This window comes from Collinsella sp. AF14-35, assembly GCF_003464565.1.
Lineage (GTDB): Bacteria > Actinomycetota > Coriobacteriia > Coriobacteriales > Coriobacteriaceae > Collinsella.
On the sequence record NZ_QRZD01000010.1, the window covers coordinates 33,250 to 52,696 of the forward strand.

General features: G+C 62.0%; 16 protein-coding genes. 8 read left to right on the forward strand and 8 right to left on the reverse strand.

The features are described 5' to 3' along the window. Positions 1-178: 178 nt before the first annotated feature. The 3 genes from DWW12_RS04775 to DWW12_RS04785 form a co-directional block, all read right to left on the reverse strand. On the reverse strand, positions 179-778 hold the full coding sequence (locus DWW12_RS04775; protein WP_117855242.1) for a hypothetical protein: 600 nt from the start codon (positions 776-778) through the stop codon (positions 179-181). Positions 779-868: 90 nt separating this feature from the next. Continuing rightward, positions 869-1,378, reverse strand: coding sequence for a hypothetical protein (locus DWW12_RS04780; protein WP_099431401.1), 510 nt, complete (start codon positions 1,376-1,378; stop codon positions 869-871). Then, positions 1,375-1,671: a hypothetical protein gene (locus DWW12_RS04785; RefSeq protein WP_089573322.1), complete on the reverse strand. Its 297-nt coding sequence runs from the start codon at positions 1,669-1,671 to the stop codon at positions 1,375-1,377. Before DWW12_RS04785 ends, DWW12_RS04780 begins: the two co-directional genes overlap by 4 nt. A 346-nt stretch (positions 1,672-2,017) precedes the next feature. Between DWW12_RS04785 and DWW12_RS04790 the strand changes: the two genes are divergently transcribed. From DWW12_RS04790 to DWW12_RS04800, 3 genes are read left to right on the forward strand one after another with little or no spacing between them, the layout of a single operon-like run. Next, on the forward strand, positions 2,018-3,619 hold the full coding sequence (locus DWW12_RS04790; protein WP_117797669.1) for an FAD-binding oxidoreductase: 1,602 nt from the start codon (positions 2,018-2,020) through the stop codon (positions 3,617-3,619). Positions 3,620-3,621: 2 nt separating this feature from the next. After that, positions 3,622-4,437, forward strand: a complete 816-nt coding sequence (locus tag DWW12_RS04795; RefSeq protein ID WP_117855274.1) for an electron transfer flavoprotein subunit beta/FixA family protein — start codon at positions 3,622-3,624, stop codon at positions 4,435-4,437. After that, positions 4,438-5,643: an electron transfer flavoprotein subunit alpha gene (locus DWW12_RS04800; RefSeq protein WP_117855244.1), complete on the forward strand. Its 1,206-nt coding sequence runs from the start codon at positions 4,438-4,440 to the stop codon at positions 5,641-5,643. On the opposite strand, the gene DWW12_RS04805 is transcribed toward DWW12_RS04800, so the two are convergent. Then, the gene (locus DWW12_RS04805) at positions 5,640-6,452 is read right to left on the reverse strand and encodes an HD domain-containing protein (RefSeq protein WP_117855246.1); all 813 of its coding nucleotides are present in this window, start codon (positions 6,450-6,452) and stop codon (positions 5,640-5,642) included. The genes DWW12_RS04800 and DWW12_RS04805 overlap by 4 nt on opposite strands. Before the next feature lie 126 nt (positions 6,453-6,578). On the opposite strand from DWW12_RS04805, the gene DWW12_RS04810 reads away from it, so the two are divergent. The 4 genes from DWW12_RS04810 (at position 6,579) to DWW12_RS04825 (ending at position 10,082) form a co-directional block, all read left to right on the forward strand. Further along, complete coding sequence (locus tag DWW12_RS04810) at positions 6,579-7,271, forward strand: AzlC family ABC transporter permease (protein ID WP_117855247.1); 693 nt, start codon at positions 6,579-6,581, stop codon at positions 7,269-7,271. Beyond that, a complete protein-coding gene (locus DWW12_RS04815; RefSeq protein WP_117855249.1) occupies positions 7,261-7,584 on the forward strand; it encodes an AzlD domain-containing protein in 324 nt (107 codons plus the stop codon). The genes DWW12_RS04810 and DWW12_RS04815 overlap by 11 nt, the downstream gene beginning before the upstream one ends. 142 nt (positions 7,585-7,726) lie before the next feature. Continuing rightward, on the forward strand, positions 7,727-8,749 hold the full coding sequence (locus DWW12_RS04820; RefSeq protein ID WP_117855251.1) for a 2-keto-3-deoxygluconate permease: 1,023 nt from the start codon (positions 7,727-7,729) through the stop codon (positions 8,747-8,749). 190 nt (positions 8,750-8,939) lie between these two features. After that, positions 8,940-10,082 (forward strand): GGDEF domain-containing protein, encoded by a 1,143-nt coding sequence (locus DWW12_RS04825; protein ID WP_158564396.1) that lies wholly within the window; start codon positions 8,940-8,942, stop codon positions 10,080-10,082. A gap of 61 nt (positions 10,083-10,143) precedes the next feature. Here the strand turns inward: DWW12_RS04825 and DWW12_RS04830 are convergent, their stop codons facing one another. Then, positions 10,144-11,079, reverse strand: a complete 936-nt coding sequence (locus DWW12_RS04830) for a DMT family transporter (protein WP_117855254.1) — start codon at positions 11,077-11,079, stop codon at positions 10,144-10,146. A gap of 99 nt (positions 11,080-11,178) precedes the next feature. Continuing rightward, the gene (locus DWW12_RS04835; RefSeq protein WP_117855255.1) at positions 11,179-14,925 is read right to left on the reverse strand and encodes a phosphoribosylformylglycinamidine synthase; all 3,747 of its coding nucleotides are present in this window, start codon (positions 14,923-14,925) and stop codon (positions 11,179-11,181) included. Positions 14,926-15,109: 184 nt separating this feature from the next. Between DWW12_RS04835 and DWW12_RS04840 the strand changes: the two genes are divergently transcribed. Beyond that, a complete protein-coding gene (locus tag DWW12_RS04840) occupies positions 15,110-16,672 on the forward strand; it encodes a cation:proton antiporter (RefSeq protein ID WP_006234446.1) in 1,563 nt (520 codons plus the stop codon). Between the two features lie 284 nt (positions 16,673-16,956). Here DWW12_RS04840 and DWW12_RS04845 read toward each other — a convergent pair whose 3' ends face one another. Together DWW12_RS04845 and DWW12_RS04850 are read right to left on the reverse strand one after the other, a co-directional pair. Then, positions 16,957-17,706: an SDR family NAD(P)-dependent oxidoreductase gene (locus tag DWW12_RS04845; RefSeq protein ID WP_117855257.1), complete on the reverse strand. Its 750-nt coding sequence runs from the start codon at positions 17,704-17,706 to the stop codon at positions 16,957-16,959. A gap of 213 nt (positions 17,707-17,919) precedes the next feature. Next, positions 17,920-19,263 carry a homoserine dehydrogenase gene (locus DWW12_RS04850; protein WP_117855258.1) on the reverse strand — a complete coding sequence of 448 codons (1,344 nt, stop codon included), beginning with the start codon at positions 19,261-19,263 and terminating at the stop codon, positions 17,920-17,922. Positions 19,264-19,447 lie beyond the last annotated feature (184 nt).

The window sequence follows — 19,447 nt, forward strand, 5'->3', positions numbered from 1 at the left end:
TGCTGCCAAGAGCCATCGTCTGTCGCCTGTCTGAGCCAACGGTTCCTCGCGGCCGCCGCGGTCGAGCTCCGAGAGGTCGACCGTCACTTGCGTGGCGGCCTGTGCCTGTTCTTGCTGGGCAAAGGCCATGGCTGGCCCAAACGCTAGGATACTGACGGCGGTGGCCAGGGCGACGGCCTTATGCCGTGTGCGCACCGGGCTCGACCGTCCAGGTGATCGTTGCAACCTGATCGCCTTCGCCGGTTACGTGGAAGATGTCGCGCGTGACGCGGGCGACGTTTCCGCTTGTCTTGAGCTTAATTTTGTCCGTGCCGCCGGCAATGCCCTGGTAGCCCATGTCGAAGGCTGCATTCTTGGAAAGATCGAGGCCCGTCCCCTGCATTGCGGCGCTGGCGTTCTGGAGTGCGCCGTCGGGGCCGACCTTAAAGTCGATGGAGTTCTGCGCGGTTCCGGCCTTGGCGTCGGCGGCAATGGTCCAGGTGTTCATGGCGTCGATCTTCATGTTAGTGACATGGATGCCGTAGGCCGAATGGTTGTCGATGGTGGTCGCGTCTTCTGAGGGGCCCTGAAGCGTGCCGTCGGCCTTGGCGACGAAGGGAATAACCGTTGGAACTTTGAACTCTACGTTGTCGATCTCGGTCCTGACCATTACTTTCGTGGTTCCAACGCGCCCGGCTGCCAGAGCTGGCGTCGGGGCGGCGCCCATTGCGAGCGCGAGCGCGAGCCCTGCGCCCACGACGAGCGCTCTGGCTCCGTTCATGTTCCTGGTGATGTCCATGGTCGTTCCTTTCTATTCGCCGCGGGCCGTCCCCGCGATGATTGGACGAATGCTGGTGAATTGCGTGCGGTGCCGCGTCGGCCGAAAAAGCTAGTTCTCGGCTTGCTCAACCCGTACCTTGACACGTGTCGGATTGCCGTGGCTGTCGAGGGTCTTGGCATCGAGTGCCTGGATCTCGATGTATGCCTCGCCTTCTTTGATGTCGCCGGCGGGGCACGTCTCGATTGTCTTGCCGGTCTCGACCACACCGGATTCGTACATGGTCTCGTCGTTTTGGATGACGCGGAATCGCTGGGGAAATTTATTGTCTTGGACGTTTTGCACGTTGACGCGCAGCTTGCCGTCCTCCTGTAGCTGAGCGACCGGCGCGACCGAAATCGTCATCATGTTGTCGCGGACGATGGCATCGAGCTCATCTTGGATTTCTTGTCGCGATTTACCCTCTGCCGTCGTGACTGAGGCGCCCGCTTCGGGCACGGGCTGCGACTGCCAGGCGTATAGCCCTACGGCGATGAGGGCGCAGACGATAGCCAGACAGACAACGACGAGTTTCTTGCGACGCCCCAGTCCTGCGAGGCGGGGCGGCTTCTTCGCACTCATGCGGCGTCCTTGGTGGTGTAGACACGTGCGAACGTGGACGGGTCCGCTCCAAAGAGCATGTGAAGCATCAGGCGGCGTGAGTAGATGAGCTCGTCAAAGTCGTGAGGGAGCTCGATGTCGTGGATACGCGCGATGTGGTGGGCGAGCGCCGAGAACGACTCGGGGTCGCAGATAACATCGGTGGTGACGTGGTAGACCGCCGTATCGGGGAACGCCTCTTCGTCGAAAGGCAGGAGATAGGGATCGTCGTCGACCTCGATGGCGACGCCGTACTGGGGCCAGTAATATGCCATGGGAACCTCCCTGCTTCTGGGGCCAAAACTTCTATCGGTTTTGGCTGTCGACGCCGACCGTATCAGCCGCTACTTGACCAATTTCTGACCAAATGCTTGACGGATTGACATCTCCGCAGGTAAAAGGTGGAAAAAATTACTTCAACTTTTTTCGAGCGACAATCGAGCGGTCGGCGACGGCGGGGCGATATGTGTCAAAAGCATCGTCTGCCGAGGAAGCCTTGCCGTTCGCCGAATTGCACAAACGTAAAAATCGCCAATTATGGAGACGGTCTCGAACACGTCGACGAAACGATGCGGTAACATCTCCCTGCAAACACTGTAGTTAGCTAAAGGGGGAGTTCGCGTGTCTGCAACCATTAAACCCTTCACCGATGAGTTCGAAGAGTATGGCCGCGATGAATCTCGTGCATCGGGCGAAGCATCGAGCATCTCGTTTCCGACAACGGAAGACGAGGTCCGTGCCATTTTGGAAACGCTCCATGCCGAGCGTGTCCCGGTAACGGTTCAGGGCGCCCGAACCGGCCTTGCCGCCGGTGCCGTGCCCCACGGTGGGCATATCCTCAATACTTCCCGTATGAATCGCTACTTGGGCCTTCGCCGCGATGAACAAGGCCAATTTCTGCTGCGCGTGGAGCCGGGCGTTGTGCTCTCGGAGCTGCGTAAGCAGCTGAGCAAGAAGGTACTGCCGACCGCTGGTTGGGACCAGGCATCGCTTGAGGCCTACGAGGAGTTCCAAGAGTCCCCCGAGCAGTTCTTTCCCACCGATCCCACCGAGGCATCTGCCTGTCTGGGTGGCATGGCGGCATGCAACGCCTCCGGCGCCCGCAGCTACGCTTACGGCCCCATGCGCCCGCATATCACGGGACTCCACGTCGCGCTGGCTGATGGCGATTTGCTTGAGCTTCAGCGCGGCGAGGCTTTTGCCCAGGGCCGCCACCTGTCGCTCGTGACGGCAGAGGGCCGTACGCTCGAGCTCGATCTTCCCGGCTATACCATGCCCGAGACAAAAAATGCCTCAGGCTATTTCGTTGCGGACGATATGGACGCCATCGACCTCTTTATCGGCGCGTGCGGCACGCTCGGCGTTATCACCGAGCTCGAGATTGCCCTGCAGGCGGCGCCTGCGGTCGTTTGGGGTGTGAGTTGCTTTTTCGATAGCGAGGACAAGGCGGTGTCCTTTACCGATTCCGTGCGCCCTGTCCTGTCCCATGCGGCTGCCATCGAGTACTTCGATGCTGGCGCCCTGGATATTCTACGTCGCCAGCGCGAGCAGTCGACGGCGTTTGCCTCGCTGCCGGCGCTCGACGACGAGGCAAAGGTCTGTGTCTACGTGGAGCTCGATTGCGATGACGAGGCGCAGGCGACCGAGGAGCTGTACCACTTGGGATGGGTGCTGGAGCTTGCGGGCGGCCGCGACGATGCGACATGGGTCGCCCGCACCGAAGTCGATCGCGAGTGCCAGCGGTTCTTCCGCCACGCGGTGCCCGAGAGCGTCAACATGCTCATCGACGAGCGTCGCCGCACCGACCCCACCATTACCAAGCTGGGATCGGATATGTCGGTGCCCAATGCACGCCTTGCCGATGTCGTGGCCCTCTATCGCCGCACGCTGGCCGAAAGCGGGCTTGAGTCTGCTGCCTGGGGACACATCGGGAACAACCATCTGCATGTGAACATCCTGCCGCGCGATGCGCAAGACTACCGTCGTGGTGGAGAGCTCTTTGCCCAGTGGGCTTCCGAGGTCACGGCCATGGGCGGTGCCGTTTCTGCCGAACACGGCGTCGGCAAGATCAAGGCGGGCTTCTTGGAGACGATGTACGGCCACGAGGCCATGGTCGAGTCGGCGCGCCTCAAACTCCAGCTCGATCCTGCCGGCCAGCTGGGTCGCGGCAACCTGTTTACGGAGAAGCTCTTGGATGAACTCGTCCAGAAAGGGGGCGCGTGAAGATGAGTGATTTCCATATGGTGGTGTGCGTCAAGGCGGTGCCCGGAAGCACCGAGGTCAAGATGGACCCCAAGACCAATACTATCGTGCGTGATGGCAAGCAGGCGGTCATTAATCCCTTCGATGCAAGTGCTCTCGAATGTGCGCTAGCGCTGAAGGGCGACTTTATCGGCTTTGGCATGGACGTGCGTGTGACGGTGGTGTCGATGGGCATCCCCGCGACCGAATCGCTGCTGTGCGACTGCATCGCCCGCGGTGCCGACGACGCGCTGCTGCTGACCGACCGAGCCTTTGCGGGCGCCGATACCCTAGCCACCACCTATGCCCTCAAATGCGGCATCGAGGCACTCGATGAGGACTTTGACCTGCTCATCTGCGGCAAGATGGCAGTGGACGGCGATACGGCCCAGATCGGCCCCGAGCTGGCCGGCGCCTTTGGGGTCCCCTGCGTGACCGACGTGAGCTGTGTGCAGAGCGCGGGATTTACGACGTGTGGCTCGCTGGCGCTCGTCCACGGCTGCGATGCCGGCGAGGAGACGGTGTACCTGGAGATGCCGTGTGCGATGACGACCGCCAAGGAGATTGGCCAGCTGCGCATGCCGAGTATTGCCGGTATTCGCGCGGCCGAGGATGCAGACGTGCGTGTGGCCAGCGCTGCCGACGTAAACGCCGATCCCTCGCGTTGCGGCCTTGCCGGATCACCGACGCAGGTCGTGCGCTCGTTTGTGCCCGACCGTGACCAAACGTGCGAGGCCGTTGAGGGAACGGCGTCCGAGCAGGCGGTAAAACTTGCCAAGATTATCGAGGGGATGGCATAGATGAGCGGGCTGATTATCGATAGCGAAGCCTGTATCGGCTGCGGTCGCTGCGTTCGCGCCTGCGCCTCGGGCGGCATTGTGGTGGAGGGTGAGCGCCCCAATCGCTGTGCCCGCGTAACCGACGGCTGTATCCTGTGCGGTGGGTGCGTCGACGCCTGCCCCGTCAACGCCATCTCGATTGAGCGCGACGAGGCCGCCGGCGCGGCAGACCTTGACGCATATCGAGACATCTGGATCTTCGTGCAAACTGACAAGCACGATGCCGTGGCATCCGTGGCCTTCGAGCTCATGGGCAAGGGGCGCGAGCTTGCCGATGCCCGCGGCTGCCGTCTGGTGGCACTGGTCGGCATGAGCCCCGAGGGCTCACTCGGGGACCTGGAGCATCTGATTTGCGCCGGTGCGGACGAAGTTCTGGTCTGTCGTGACGAGCGCCTGCGTCAGAACGACGCGGAGGTCTACGCCCGCTTGATCTGCGATTTGGTAGCCGAGCGCAAGCCCGAGGCAATTCTGTACGGCGCGACCGCCTTTGGTCGCGAGCTGGCGCCCGGTGTGGCCGTGCGCTTGCAGACGGGCCTTACGGCCGATTGCACGGTGCTTTCTATGGATACGGAGACGGGCCTGCTGCAGCAGACGCGCCCGGCGTTTGGCGGCAACCTGGTGGCCACCATTATCTGCCCCAACCACCGTCCTCAGATGGCAACGGTGCGCCCCGGCATCTTTAAGGCGCCCGAGTTTGACTATAGCCGCTCCGGCACGATTGCCCAGGTAGTGCTTGCGGATGACGTTAAGGCCCGCGTCGAGATCTCGATTCCCGCCGAGGAGTGGGGACAGCAGGCCTCAATTGCCGATGCCGAGCGTCTGGTCGTGGTGGGCCGCGGCATCGGCTCCAAGAAGAATCTGCCCCTGATGCGAAAGCTCGCCGATGCCCTGGGTGCCGAGCTTGGTTGCACGCGTCCCATTGTGGAGGCAGGCTGGTTGGAGTATCGCCACCAAATTGGCCAGACGGGTGTATCGGTCTCGCCCAAGCTCCTCGTGAGCATCGGTGTCTCGGGCGCTATCCAGCATCTCGCCGGCATCGGTGGGGCGGAGTGCATTGTCGCCATCAATGAGGACCCGGATGCCCCCATTTTTGGTGCTGCCCAGTACAAGGTTGTTGGGGACGCCGTCGAGGTCGTTGAGGAGTTGCTGGCTCAGCTCGAGTGCTAAGCGCTTGCCAGCCAGCGGCGCAGCTCGTCCTTAAGGCGGCTCCAGGTTGCCTGCGTGGTGGGGTCGGTAAAGGGCCGCGTAATGCCGAAGGGCGCGTCGAGCAGGCGATAGATATCGCCTTGCTCGCGCGCCAGCGCACGGCTTGCCGGATGGACGAGCTCAAACATAAAGCAGATGAGCCCCACCAGGTAGTCCGCCGGCTCGTTGCGCTCGTCACGCGCGACGCAGCGATGCTCGTCAAAGGCGGTGAGTGCCGGCGTCGAGAACCGGCTGGCGAGAAATGTGTCCTCATCAACCTTGAGGATGGTGTCGACGGTGCTGTCGGCGATGGTGCGCATAATGTCGATCTTGTCACCATCGCGCACGATATCGCAGAAGCTCCGCGTGCGCTCGTCGAGCTGCGAGGGTAGACGGAAATCGCTGTGATAGGCAATGCTCGCTCGGATGAGCTCATCTTCTGCCGGGTCATCGATAAAGTCGCGGATGCTCGTTACGGCGGGTGCATCGGCGGAATTCTCGCCAAAGAGGACCTCGATGCCCAGCGCCGCATGGCTCATGCTCTCGGCGTCCTTAAAGGTGTCCCAGCGCCGCAGCTGCTCAAAGCGGCCCATATCGTGTAGCAGGCCGCAAAGCCATGCCAGGTCAATATCTTCTGACGACCAGCCCTGCTCGCGCGCTACGGCATCGCATGCCTCGGCCACGTGGTACGTATGCTCGATTTTGAGCGCGATGCGTGGATTGGTGGCGTTGTAGGCATCGGTGTAGCTTTTGAAGGCCGCGCGCGCCCGGTCTCGATCGATAGCTGTCATAATGACTTCCTAAAAAGTTGTGTCTTTCGATCCGGTGGCAATTGTAGGTGAACTCGGTTGCTGTCGGATGATGATTCTGCCGTGTCGCTACATGCGGCTCGGAGACCTTGTCAGGATGAGAAGCGTATGGTGCTCAAAATCGTTAGAACCGTCTGGCCGGTGATGCTTACCTATGTTGCGATAGGCGCGCCGTGCGGAATGATCATGGGGCAGACGGGAATGGAGCCCTGGATGGTCTTTGCCCTGAGCAGCACGTTTGTGACGGGCAGCGGCCAGTTTATGATCTGCAATCTTTGGCTGGCGGGCGTACCGGCACCTTCGATTATCGCGAGCGTCGCCGCCATCTCATCGCGCTTTGCACTTTATTCGGCATCGATCGCACCCCATCTGGCGGGCGCCTCGAAGCGTCAGACGCTGGCTGTTGCCGCGACGCTCACCGAGGAGGCATACGGCATCTCGCTTGCCAAGCTGGTTGAGGGGGAGGATTGGGGCCCGCGCGAATCCTTCGTGCTCAACGTGATCCTCATCGCGACATGGGGCGCTTCGTGCACGATGGGTGCCATCGCCGGTGCCGTTGCCGATGTTCCCACCGCTATTGCGAGTTTCGTCTGCACGTCGCTCTTTATCTGTCTACTCTTTTCGCAGCGGCTGTCGCGCGGCAACGTTGTCGCGGCGGTTTCGGGCGCGGTGTCCGTCGCCGTATGCAAGTTCTTGGGCCTCACGAATATTGCCGTGCCGGCAAGCGTCGTGGTCGGCATTGCCATTGCACTGGCGTGCGATGCCGTATTTGACGGAAGAGGTGCCCGCGATGCCCGTTAACGAGTTCTTGGTTCTGTGGCTGTCATCGTGGGCTGCTATCGCGTTCTTTCGCATCGCGCCGGCGTTCGCCTTGCGCGGGAGAACGCTGTCGCCCCGCATTACCGAGGTCCTGGGTTATATCCCGCCCGCTGCCTTTGCCGCGCTGGTCGCCAACGACTTGGTGAGCCCCGGCGCGTTCGACGCGGGACTCTGGCCTGCCTTGGTTCCCTGGATTGCGGCTGCCGGCGTCGTGGCGGTGGCAATCAAGACAAAGTCGATGCTGTGGTGCTGTGTTTCGGGCATCGTGTTCTATATCGTTTTGAGCCTCATATAAGAGCGGGGCACGTTTAGCGCCCCTGTCCAACGAATCGAATTTCTCACCGAGCTGGTCTATTTCTTCTGATACCATGGTCAAACTTTACTGTAGCAAAGCGTGACGTGGGCTTTTGTACCCCGTCAGCGGAAATGGGGGTTTCATGGCACGGGAAGCGACCGCCAACGAGCAAAAGAAATTCAAGGTCCCGCGCATCCCGGGCGACATCATGATCTATCCGATGATCGTCGGTCTTTTGCTCAACACCTTCTGCCCGCAGGTTTTTGAGATCGGCGGATTCTTTACGGCTGCCTGCCGCGGTGGCTCCAATACCATCGTCGCCGCGATCCTGCTGTTTGTGGGCGCCGGCATCAGCTTTAAGTCCACGCCGGGCGCTATCAAGACCGGCATCGTCGTGCTGATTCCCAAGCTGGTCGTCGCAGCGGCTCTCGGCCTGGGCGTGGCATATTTCTTTAACGACAACTTCCTGGGTCTGAGCTCCGTGTCTATCATCGGTGGCATCACGTTTTGCAACATGGCGCTCTATACGGGCATCATGGGCGAGTTCGGTGATGAGTCCGAGCAGGGTGCCGTCGGTATCCTGTTCTTTACGGCCGGCCCCGCCGTCACTATGATCATCCTCGGTGTTTCCGGCCTCGCCAACATTCCCATTGGCACCATTATCGGCTCCATCTTGCCACTCGTTATCGGCATGGTCCTGGGCAACCTCTTCCCGTTCATCAAGAACCTGCTGGTTCCCGGCGCCAATCCCGCGATTGCCGTCATCGGTTTTCAGCTTGGTGCGTCCATGAGCCTTTCGAGCTTCATCACCGGCGGCATCTCGGGCATCCTGCTGGGCCTCATCACGCTCTTTATCGTCGGCCCCATTACCTTTGCGTTCGAGCGCTTGTGCGGCGGCAACGGCAAGGCCGCCGTTGCCTGCTCCACCATCGCCGGCACGGCTATGACCACGCCGGTTGCTCTTGCTGAGGTCGCGCCGCGCTATGCCGAGCTTGCGCCCACCGCGTATGCGCAGATCGCCACCGCCGTCATCATCACGGCAATCATGGCCCCGATTCTGACCGGCTGGGTCGATAAGAAGTTCTGCCACGGCAAAGAGGATCTGTCGCCTGTCGGTGTCGAGGCCATCGAGGAAGCCGTCGCGACTGACATCGATGGCGAGTAGCAATCGATACCCATCAATGATGCCGGCGTGTGCAATTCGCGCCGTATGGGCGCCCGAACAGAAACTGTTTTGCAGTGATGTTTGGGCGCTCTGCTATTATCCCCTTTACCCCTGCGGAGTAAAGGGGTGTTTATTGCCCTGATTCGAATTGGGCGATTCTGACCACTTGGGTATTGAAGGGATGGCGCTAGTGGTTAAGGCACTCAAGATTGAGATATTCGTGCTATGCATGATTGTTCTTATCGGGCTTGCCGCGCGAAGTCGCCACTCCTTGTTCTCGAGTACCCAGCAGTTATTGTTTAGCACGCTCGGCTACACCTCTGCCGCGTACATGTTATTCGATATTATCTGGACGCTTTCGGACGGTGTGGGCGGCACGCTGGGCATTGCTGCCAACTGGATTTCCAACGCGGTTTCGTTTTCACTCTTTGCCGCCGCGTGCCTTATTTGGTTTATCTATTCCGAGACGGTGCAGGGCTCTCGCCTTTTGACCGCGCGCTATAGGATGGCGTTTGTAATGCTACCTGCGGCGCTGGTGGTCGTACTGGCGTTTACCAGCTGCTGGACGCATGCCCTGTTCTATATCGATGCACAGGGCGTGTATCGTCGCGGTTTTGTCTATATGATCCAGCCCATCGTCAGCTACTGCTACGTTATATATACGTCCCTGCATGCGTTTATACAATCTCGCAAGGTCGAGAGCCTGCAAAAGAAGGCCATCTATCAAACCTTGGCATTTTTCGCCATTCAGGCCTTGGTGGCCGGTGTCTTTCAGGTCTTTTATTCGGGTCCCTGCCTTAGTGTCGGCATCATGTTAAGTATGTTGCAGCTCTACATTGTTTGTCAGGAGCAGCTGATCTCGACCGACCCGTTGACCGGTCTCAACAATCGCAACCGCTTTGAGACCTATATGCTGTCGATCTTCTCGAATATGGATCAGGCCAAAGATGTGTATCTGCTTATGATGGACGCCGATGGCTTTAAGCAGATTAACGATCACCATGGACATGTTGAGGGCGACCATGCTCTTCAGGTCATCTCCACGGTGCTCAAAGATGTCTGCTCGGCGTCTGGTGGCTTTATCGCACGTTATGGCGGCGATGAGTTCGTAGTGCTCCAAAAGGCAGCAGCAGAGCAGGACATCATACGCCTGTGCACGGCAATCAACGACGAGCTTGCTCGTGTCGAGGTACCGTATCTGTTGCGCATGTCCATCGGCTACGCGCGGGTCGGTGATGGTGTCGATACCTGGCAAGACTTGCTTCGCGCCGCCGATGCGGAGCTCTACCGTGTAAAGCACGAAAAGAAGAAAGCCGGCGTCCAAATTCGCTAGATAATAACCGCGACCACGCGAACGCTCGTTGCTGGCGCGACAATCGCAAAGGCCTAGTTTGTCAGGCCTTTTGAGGCTTGTTGACAATGATGATGCCGCCGCAGACCAGAAGCAGGGCCACAATGACGGTAACGGGGCTCGTGCCAGCACCCTCGCCGAGCAGCAGCGCGCTTAGCGCTACGCCAAAGACCGGGTTCATAAAGCCAAAGACCGAAACGCGGCTGACGGGGTTGACAGCGAGCAGGCGGGACCACAGCGAGTACGCGACGGCGGAAATGAGTGCCATATACACGATAAGCGCGATAGCGGGGGCGATGTTGGTGGGGGATAGCGCACCGCCCATCAAAACTCCGATGGCGGTAAGGATCAGGCCACCGACTAAAAACTGCCAGCCGGCGAGCAGGACGCCGTCATGCTTGCGCGAGAAGATGCCAATGAGGCAGGTCGACAGGGCGCCTGCAACAGTGGAAGCCAAGATAAAGCCCTCGCCGTTGAGCGTAAAGCCAAAGGTGCCATCCGCGCCCGAGAGGTTGACGAGCGCCACACCGGCAAAGCCCAACACGCAGCCAAGCACCTTGGCCGTGTTGAGCTTCTCGGTGTGAAATGCCAAGGCGGCAAAGAGGATTGCGAGGAAGTTGGCGCTGGCCTCAATGATGGAGCTCGACATGGCGCTGGCGCGCGAGAGTCCCAGGTAGAAAAAGAAGTACTGCCCGATAGTCTGGAAGAGTGACAAGACAAAGATGGGCTTGATATCGCGTGCCTGTGGGATGAGCGGACGGCGCTGGGCCACGCTCATGCCAACAATGACCAGCATGCCGGCAAGGGTGAAGCGCAGACCCGCGAAGAGCAGCTGCGAGGCGCTGTCGTGCTCGGGAATGCCAAAGAGCGCGTAGCCGATCTTGATGCAGGGGAAGGCGGAGCCCCAGAGCGCGCAGCAAACGAGACAGCCCAGGATGAGTCCGGGCAGGGTGGCGAGATACGGCTTGCGGCTTTCCATGATGTCCTTCCTACATGCGCGGAGCAAAAAAGAACCCGCCAACGGAAGTGCCGGTGGCGGGTGTTGTTACCCGAAGGGATTGTACCCGATGGGATAGCTTTAAGCGAAGTAGGCTACGCCGCTCTCAAAGATCGGCATGAACTTATCGCCGGGGACATGCTCGGGCACGTTGCGGTACAGGTTGTCGCCGCGGCGCTCGGCATGACCCATCTTGCCCAAGACGCGGCCGTCGGGGCTCGTGATGCCCTCGATGGCGAGTGCGGAGCCGTTGGGGTTGACGGAAAGGTCCATGCTCGGCTTGCCGTCCTCGCCCACGTACTGCGTGGCGACCTGGCCGTTGGCGATCAGCTGGGCGAGCACTTCGTCATTGGCGACAAAGCGGCCCTCGCCGTGGCTGATGGCGACGGTGTAGGGGTCGTCCAGGCTGCACTGCGACAGCCACGGGGACAAGTTGGACGAGATGCGGGTGCGCACCAGACGGCTCTGGTGGCGACCGATGGTGTTGAACGTCAACGTGGGCGCATCGGGCGTGGCGTCGACGATGTCGCCGTAGGGCACCAGGCCGAGCTTGATCAGGGCCTGGAAGCCGTTGCAGATGCCCAGCATCAGGCCGTCGCGGGCCTTGAGCAGGTCGCGGACTGCCTCGGTGACCTCGGGAGCGCGGAAGAACGCCGTGATGAACTTGGCGGAGCCATCGGGCTCGTCACCGCCCGAGAAGCCACCGGGGATCATGACGATCTGGCTTGCACGGATGCGGCGGGCGAGCTCGTGGGTGCTCTCGGCGACGGCCTCGGGCGTGAGGTTGTTGATCACGAAGGTGTCGGCCTCGGCACCGGCGGCACGGAAGGCGCGGGCGCTGTCGTACTCGCAGTTGTTGCCGGGGAACACGGGGATGATTACGCGCGGGCGGGCGATCTTGGCGCCGCCGTACACGTGGATATCCTTGGCGCGGAAGTCGATGGTCTCGACCTCGGCGGTCTCGCCGGTGCTGCGGTAGGCGAAGACGCCCTCGATGCCGCTCTCCCAGGCCTCCTGGAGCTCAGCGAGCTCGATGACTTCGGAGCCGGTGTCGATGACATAGCCCTCGACGGTGGTACCCAGGGGCTCGACGACAACGCCGTCGGCGACCTCGGGCAGCTCGGCGTCCTCGGCGAGCTCGACGATAAAGCTGCCGTAGAGCGGGGTGAAGAGGCTCTCCACGTCCACGTCCTCGGCAAGCTCGATGCCGATCTGGTTGCCGACGCACATCTTAAAGAGGCTCTCGACGCCGCAGCCGTAGCCGGGCGTGGAGACGGCCAGGGCGTCGCCGTTGGCGGTGAGCGCCTCGACGGCGTCAAACGCGGCGAGCAGCTGCTGAGCGTCGGGGCGGTAGTCCTCACCATAGGTGGCGGGGGCGATGCGCACGACGCGATGCGTCAGACCCTTGAACTCGGGCGAGACGGCACGGGCGGCCTTGCCCACGGCCACAGCGAAGCTGATCAGGGTCGGCGGAACGTTGAGCTCACCGGCCTCGTCCTCAAACGAGCCGCTCATAGAGTCCTTGCCGCCGATGGCACCGGCACCCAGATCGACTTGGGCCATAAGGGCGCCCAGGACGGCTGCCATGGGCTTGCCCCAGCGCTCGGCCTCGGTGCGCAGACGCTCGAAGTACTCCTGGAAGGAGAGATAGGCACGCTTGTGCTCAAAGCCGGCAGCCACGAGCTTGGCGATGGACTCAACCACGGACAGGTAGGCGCCCGCAAACTGGTCGGCCTCCATCAGGTAGGGGTTGAAGCCCCATGCCATAGCGCTCGCCGTGGTGGTCTCGCCGTCCACGGGGAACTTGGCAACCATGGCCGAGCTCGGGGTGAGCTGCGTCTTGCCGCCAAAGGGCATGAGCACGGTTGCGGCACCGATGGTGGAGTCGAAGCGCTCGGACAGGCCCTTGTTGGAGGCGACGTTGAGGTCAGTGACAAGCGAGGTCATGCGCTCGGCAAGCGTGGTGCCGGCCCAGCTGGGCTGCCACACGCTGCGGGCACAGACGTGGGCGACCTGGTGCTTGGGCGCGCCGTTGGAGTTGAGGAACTCGCGGGACAGATCGACGATGGCGACACCGTTCCAGGCCATGCGCATGCGCGGCTCGGCGGTAACCTCGGCGATAACGGTCGCCTCGAGGTTCTCCTCGGCGGCGTAGCCCATGAACTCCTCGACGTCACCGTCGGCGACGGCGCAGGCCATGCGCTCCTGGGACTCGGAAATGGCGACCTCGGTGCCGTCCAGGCCGTCGTACTTCTTGGTCACGGTGTCCAGGTCGACATACAGGCCGTCGGCAAGCTCGCCCACGGCGACCGAGACGCCGCCGGCGCCAAAGTCGTTGCAGCGCTTGATCAGGCGGCAGGCGTCGCCGCGGCGGAACAGACGCTGCAGCTTGCGCTCGACCGGGGCGTTGCCCTTCTGGACCTCGGCGCCCGAGGTCTCGATGGACTCGGTGTTCTGGGTCTTGGAGGAGCCGGTGGCGCCGCCGATGCCGTCACGGCCGGTGCGGCCGCCCAGCAGGATGATCTTGTCAGTGGGGGCGGGGCACTCGCGACGCACGTGGTTTGCCGGGGTAGCGCCCACGACGGCGCCGACCTCCATGCGCTTGGCAACGTAGCCGGGGTGATAGAGCTCGTTGACCTGGCCGGTGGCAAGGCCGATCTGGTTGCCGTAGCTGGAGTAGCCGGCGGCAGCGGTGGTTACGAGCTTGCGCTGCGGCAGCTTGCCCTCGAGCGTCTCGGACACGGGGACGGTGGGGTCGCCGGCGCCGGTGACACGCATGGCCTGGTACACGTAGCTGCGGCCCGACAGCGGGTCGCGGATGGCACCGCCCACGCAGGTGGCGGCACCGCCGAAGGGCTCGATCTCGGTCGGGTGGTTGTGGGTCTCGTTCTTAAAGAGGAACAGCCAGTCCTGGTCCTCGCCGTCGACATCGACCTTCACCTTGACGGTGCAGGCGTTGATCTCCTCGGACTCGTCGACATCGGTCATGACGCCGGTCTTCTTGAGGTACTTGGCGCCGATGGTGCCCATGTCCATGAGGCAGACGGGCTTGGTGTCGCGACCGAGTTCGTGGCGCATCTCCATGTAGCGGTCGAAGGCCTGCTGCACCACGGCGTCGTCGATCGTCACGTCGTCCAGGACGGTGCCGAAGGTGGTGTGGCGGCAGTGATCGGACCAGTAGGTGTCGATCACGCGGATCTCGGTGATGGTGGGGTCGCGATCCTCATCGCGGAAGTACTGCTGGCAGAAGGCGATGTCCGCCTCGTCCATGGCAAGGCCGCGCTCGGAAATAAAGGCGGCAAGGCCGGCTTCGTCGAGCTCGCGGAAACCGTCGAGCACCTCGACGGGCTGGGGCTCGGGGGTCTCCATGTACAGCGTCTCGGGCAGGTCGAGCGAGGCGATGCGCGCCTCGACGGGGTTCACCACGTAGTGCTTGATGGCATCAATGGCGGCCTCGTCCAGAGCGCCCGAGATCATATAGACCTTGGCGGAGCGCACGGCGGGGCGCTCGCCCTGGCTGATGAGCTGCACGCACTCGCTGGCGGAGTCGGCGCGCTGGTCAAACTGGCCAGGCAGGAATTCGACGGCAAAGACGGCGCCATCGCTTGCGGGGAGCTCGTCGTAGGTCACATCGACCTGGGGCTCGCTAAAGACGGTCGGCACGCAGGACCGGAAAAGCTCCTTGTCGATGCCCTCGACGTCGTAGCGGTTGATAATCCTCAGGGCCTCGATGCCCTTGATGCCGAGAATTTCGGTCAGCTCGCCCTTGAGCTGCTGAGCCTCGACGTCGAACCCGGGTTTCTTCTCCACGTAGATACGAGAGACCATTGGTTCCTGCCTTCCTGATCGGTTGGGCGTACGGTACGGTATGCGGCAGCGGTCGGTTTGCGGGGTCTGCCCTGCGGTCGCCTTGAGCCACATGTTTGTAAACCTCACTATGATACGACAGCTCGCGGCGCGTTGAGGACGGCGAGGGTGCTACAGTGAAGCGCAAACAAGAGAAAGGCATCACATGGCATTCGTTTCGCTCGCCATCATCGCACTCGTGGCCTTTGCGAGTCCTTTTATCGCCTCGGCGATTCCCGGAAAACCCGTTCCCGAGACGGTCTTTTTGCTCGTGCTCGGCGCGGTACTGGGACCCCATATGCTCGGCGTCATCCATGTAGATGCTGAGGTCTCGCTTGTGTCCGAGCTGGGCCTGGCCTTTTTGTTCCTGCTTGCCGGCTTTGAGATCGACCCCAAGAGCATCACGGGCGTCGAGGGGCGCTACGGCTTGGCGACGTGGGTCGTCACGTTTGGTATCGCCTGGCTTGCCGTGCGCTTTACCCCGTGGTTCTCAGTCAGTCATTTCGACGGTATCGCCGTGACGCTTGCCCTCACTTCGACGGCGCTCGGTACGCTTGTGCCCATCATGCGCGAGCGCTCGCTCACCGGCACGCGCGTGGGCGACTCGATTCTCGCGTATGGCACTTGGGGCGAGCTCGGTCCCGTGCTCGCCATGTCGGTGCTGCTGTCTGCCCGCACTGGCATCCAAACGCTCGTAATCCTTGGCTTGTTTGCGGTGGTTTGCGTGTTGCTGGCCGTGGTCCCAAGCCGCTCCAAGCGCGTCGGCAGCCGCTTCTTTGCGTTTGTCGAGGAGCGCGCCGATACCACGTCGCAGACCTTCGTGCGCCTGACGGTGCTCATCCTGGTCACGCTCGTGGCGTTCTCGGCCGTCTTTGATCTCGACATCGTGTTGGGTTCTTTTGCCGCCGGCTTTGTCCTGCGCTATATCATCCCCGAGGGCAACCATACGCTCGAGACCAAGCTCGACGGTCTGGCCTACGGTTTTTTGATTCCGGTGTTCTTTACCGTATCGGGCGCAAAGATCGATCTGACGGCCGTGGCGTCGCGCCCGGGTCTGCTCGTGGGCTTTATCGTGGCGTTGTTGATTATTCGTGCCGTGCCTATTCTTATTTCCATGAGCATTTGTCCTGCGACGCGCGATGTGTCGGCGTATGGTCGCATTACCGTGGCCCTGTACTGCACCACGGCGCTGCCGATCATCGTTGCCGTTACGAGCGTTGCCGTCAACGCGGGCGCGCTGTCGCAAGATATTGCGTCGGTCATGGTTGCCGCCGGTGCCATCACGGTGTTCTTGATGCCATTGCTCGCGCAGCTCTTCTACCGCGTGGTGGATGCCGCACCGGTCGCCGCCGTGGCAGAGGTTGCCGAGCATCCATCCGATGCGCTCGACATCTTGCGCGCCCACCACGACCTAGCGAGCTTGCTCGCGCGCGAGCACGAGCTGCTGACCTCGCATGGCCATGGTCGCGTATTCGAGGGCCTGCCTACGCTCGATACGATTGCCGAGCGTCTTTCCGCCGAGGCGGCGAGCGGCCACATCGATGCCCGCATCGTGGACGCGGCGCACCTGCTTGCCGATAAGACCTATGGAGACGAGGTCGACCCGTCCGAGCTGACTCCGCGTGAGCGCCGCCGCCTGGAGCGCGCCAAGCTCGCTGTGCGCGAATACCGCCGCCGCATGCTGGAGCTCTATGCGCGCGAAGAAGCCGAAGACGACGACGGTAAGTAGTCGATACTTTCTCGGGGAAGCCGCGTCCCGCTTTGAAGGCTCGGAACGGGATGTGGTTTCCGAAACGGGGGCCGTTGGGAAGCTGTGTCCCGGAATGGGCGCTCAGAGTGGGATGCAGCTTCCGCAAGGAGGTCCTGGGGGAAACCGTGCCCCGTTCTGATCCGAAATACTGGGACATAGTTTCCCTTTCATAACAGGAGAAGGCGCGCTGTCTGCAGTTGATTCAGACGGCGCGCCTTTTTGGTTGAGCTATGTTGAAGCTTGAAGCCAAAGCTTGTGGCTCCTTAGGAGCGGGCGGCTCCGTCGACGGGGAGCACGGCGCCCGTGACGTAGGAGGACATGTCGCTCGCCAGGAAAACAAAGGCGTTGGCGACATCCTCGGGCTCGCCCATGCGACCCAGCGGAATGGTGGCGATGATGGGCTTGATGACCTCTTCGGGCAGGTTGGCGACCATATCGGTCTTGGTCACGCCGGGTGCGACGGCATTGACGCGAATGCCCATGGGGGCGAGCTCGCGCGAGAGCGACTGGACCATACCGTTGACGGCAAACTTGGACGTGGGGTAGCCGACGCCGGAGGGCTGACCGTACTTGGCGACCATTGAACTCGTGGTGGTGATGGTGCCGCCATGACCTGCCTCGGTCATGATCTTGGCGGCAGCCTGGTGGCCATTAAAGACAGCGACGACGTTAAGGTCCATGACCTTTGCGAACTCCTCGGCCGTGTAGTCCAAAAGGGGCGAGCGCTGGGAGATGCCGGCATTGTTGACGACTGTATCCAAGCCGCCCATATCGGCTGCGGCCTGGGTAAAGGCCTCGGTCACGGCTTCGAGCGAGGTGAGGTCGCAGGAGCGGCCCCAGACCTTGGCGTCGGGATAGGCGGCTGCCAGCTTCTCAACGGCCGTGTCGGCAGTCTCCTGGCGCGAGCCAAAGACGGTGACGGCAGCACCTTCCTCGATAAAACGGCAGGCGATGGCATAGCCGATACCGCGTGTGCCTCCGGTGATGATTGCTTTCTTGCCCTCGAGCAACATGGTGCTTCCTCTCATCGCGGGCGGACATTCGCAGCACAGCGTAGCGGTAGTCGGAATCGGCCGCGTTTGCATATCGGTGAACGTAGCCCGCGTTACCGATGAGCGGCTCGCGCAAATATGCTTTGCCGTTGTGCTTAGGGCAGGTGACAAAAGGGCTCCCGTCCCACATCGGACGGGAGCCCTCAAGGCGCGTATTGCTAGGCGAGCGTTGGGCTAGTTCGCCATGACGCCTTCGGTCCAGGCCTCGACGTCCTCGATACGCAGGACGTTGGCGACCTCGGCCACGCAGTCGACGCTGGCAAGCTCGGCGGCGGCAGCCTGGACGTCCTTCTCGAGCGCGCGGTGCGTCAGGAAGATGACCGAGCAGGCATCGCTGACGCCCGATTTGCCGTCCTCGACCTGGTTGATGAGCGAGATCGAGATGTTGTGCTTGGCAAAGATGTCGACCGTCTCGGACAGGGCGCCCACGCGGTCGGCGACTTTCAGGCGCACATAGTACTTGGTCTGGAGCTCGTCCATGGGCTTAAAGGTGAGGTTGTGGCCATAGGGCTCAATCTCGGGCAGCGGAGCCACGCCGCGGCTGATCTGCTCGGAGAGCGACAGGATATCGCCCACGACGGCGCTCGCGGTGGGGAAGGAGCCTGCGCCCGCGCCGTAGAACATGGTCTCGCCCACGGCGTCGCCTACCACGTAGACGGCGTTCATGGCGCCGTTGACCTTGGCGAGCATATGGTCTGCGGGGATCAGCGTGGGATGCACGCGAACGTCGACGCCAGCGTCGGTGTTGCGGGCGATGCCGAGCAGTTTGATGGTGTAGCCGAGCTCGCGGGCCTGGGCGATGTCCTCGGCGCCGATGGTGCGGATACCCTGCTGGTACACATCATCGGTGGTAACGCGGGTGCCAAAGCCGATGGAGGCGAGGATGGCCGTCTTGCTGGCGGCATCGAAGCCGTCGACGTCGGCGGACGGGTCGGCCTCGGCATAGCCCTTAGCCTGTGCGTCGGCGAGCACGTCAGCGTAATCGGCGCCCTCGGCGTCCATGCGCGACAGGATGTAGTTGGTGGTGCCGTTGAGGATGCCGGCGATGGTCAGGATCTTGTTGCCCACTAGGTCGTGCTCGAGCGTGCTGACAATGGGGATGCCACCGCCGCAGCTGGCCTCGCACTTAATCTGCACGCCGCACGCGCGCGCCTTTTCGGCGAGCGTCTCGACGTGACGGCCCAGCAGGGCCTTGTTGGCAGAGACGACGTGCTTGCCGTTCTCGAAGGCGGTGGTGAAGATCTCGGTTGCGGGATGCTCGCCGCCGATCAGCTCGACGACGATGTCGACGGCGGGGTCGGTGACGACGTCGTGCCAGTCACTCGTAAAAGCCTCGCGCTCAATGCCTGCCGCCTCGGCCTGCTCCCAGGCAAGCGCGCAGGCGCGGGTCAGCTTAAGGTCGATGCCGTAGGCTGCCAGGTACTCATCGTGGTGGCTCTTGATCAGACGGGCCACGCCGCCGCCGACGGTTCCCAGGCCGATCAGACCGACGTTCACGGTGCGCAGGGGTTCGCTCATAGATAGCTCCTTCGTGCATCTTGTGGATGGATTAACTGCTTATAGGTTGAGTGCATTCTAGCGTGAAGTGCGGGCGCGTGCTTGCCAGGCAACAGGAGTCGCACAAAACGGCACCCCCGAAACGCTGCGGAAATATTGGAAACATGCTCGCTACAAATGAACTTCCGTAACAAACTGTCAACGT

What these genes read in the sequence shown, in the direction of transcription:
- DWW12_RS04775 (WP_117855242.1), bottom strand. Translation starts at nt 778, where the DNA reads ATGGACATCACCAGGAACATGAACGGAGCCAGAGCGCTCGTCGTGGGC.
- DWW12_RS04780 (WP_099431401.1), bottom strand. Translation starts at nt 1,378, where the DNA reads ATGAGTGCGAAGAAGCCGCCCCGCCTCGCAGGACTGGGGCGTCGCAAG.
- DWW12_RS04785 (WP_089573322.1), bottom strand. Translation starts at nt 1,671, where the DNA reads ATGGCATATTACTGGCCCCAGTACGGCGTCGCCATCGAGGTCGACGAC.
- DWW12_RS04795 (WP_117855274.1), top strand. Translation starts at nt 3,622, where the DNA reads ATGAGTGATTTCCATATGGTGGTGTGCGTCAAGGCGGTGCCCGGAAGC.
- DWW12_RS04800 (WP_117855244.1), top strand. Translation starts at nt 4,438, where the DNA reads ATGAGCGGGCTGATTATCGATAGCGAAGCCTGTATCGGCTGCGGTCGC.
- DWW12_RS04805 (WP_117855246.1), bottom strand. Translation starts at nt 6,452, where the DNA reads ATGACAGCTATCGATCGAGACCGGGCGCGCGCGGCCTTCAAAAGCTAC.
- DWW12_RS04810 (WP_117855247.1), top strand. Translation starts at nt 6,579, where the DNA reads ATGGTGCTCAAAATCGTTAGAACCGTCTGGCCGGTGATGCTTACCTAT.
- DWW12_RS04815 (WP_117855249.1), top strand. Translation starts at nt 7,261, where the DNA reads ATGCCCGTTAACGAGTTCTTGGTTCTGTGGCTGTCATCGTGGGCTGCT.
- DWW12_RS04820 (WP_117855251.1), top strand. Translation starts at nt 7,727, where the DNA reads ATGGCACGGGAAGCGACCGCCAACGAGCAAAAGAAATTCAAGGTCCCG.
- DWW12_RS04830 (WP_117855254.1), bottom strand. Translation starts at nt 11,079, where the DNA reads ATGGAAAGCCGCAAGCCGTATCTCGCCACCCTGCCCGGACTCATCCTG.
- DWW12_RS04835 (WP_117855255.1), bottom strand. Translation starts at nt 14,925, where the DNA reads ATGGTCTCTCGTATCTACGTGGAGAAGAAACCCGGGTTCGACGTCGAG.
- DWW12_RS04840 (WP_006234446.1), top strand. Translation starts at nt 15,110, where the DNA reads ATGGCATTCGTTTCGCTCGCCATCATCGCACTCGTGGCCTTTGCGAGT.
- DWW12_RS04845 (WP_117855257.1), bottom strand. Translation starts at nt 17,706, where the DNA reads ATGTTGCTCGAGGGCAAGAAAGCAATCATCACCGGAGGCACACGCGGT.
- DWW12_RS04850 (WP_117855258.1), bottom strand. Translation starts at nt 19,263, where the DNA reads ATGAGCGAACCCCTGCGCACCGTGAACGTCGGTCTGATCGGCCTGGGA.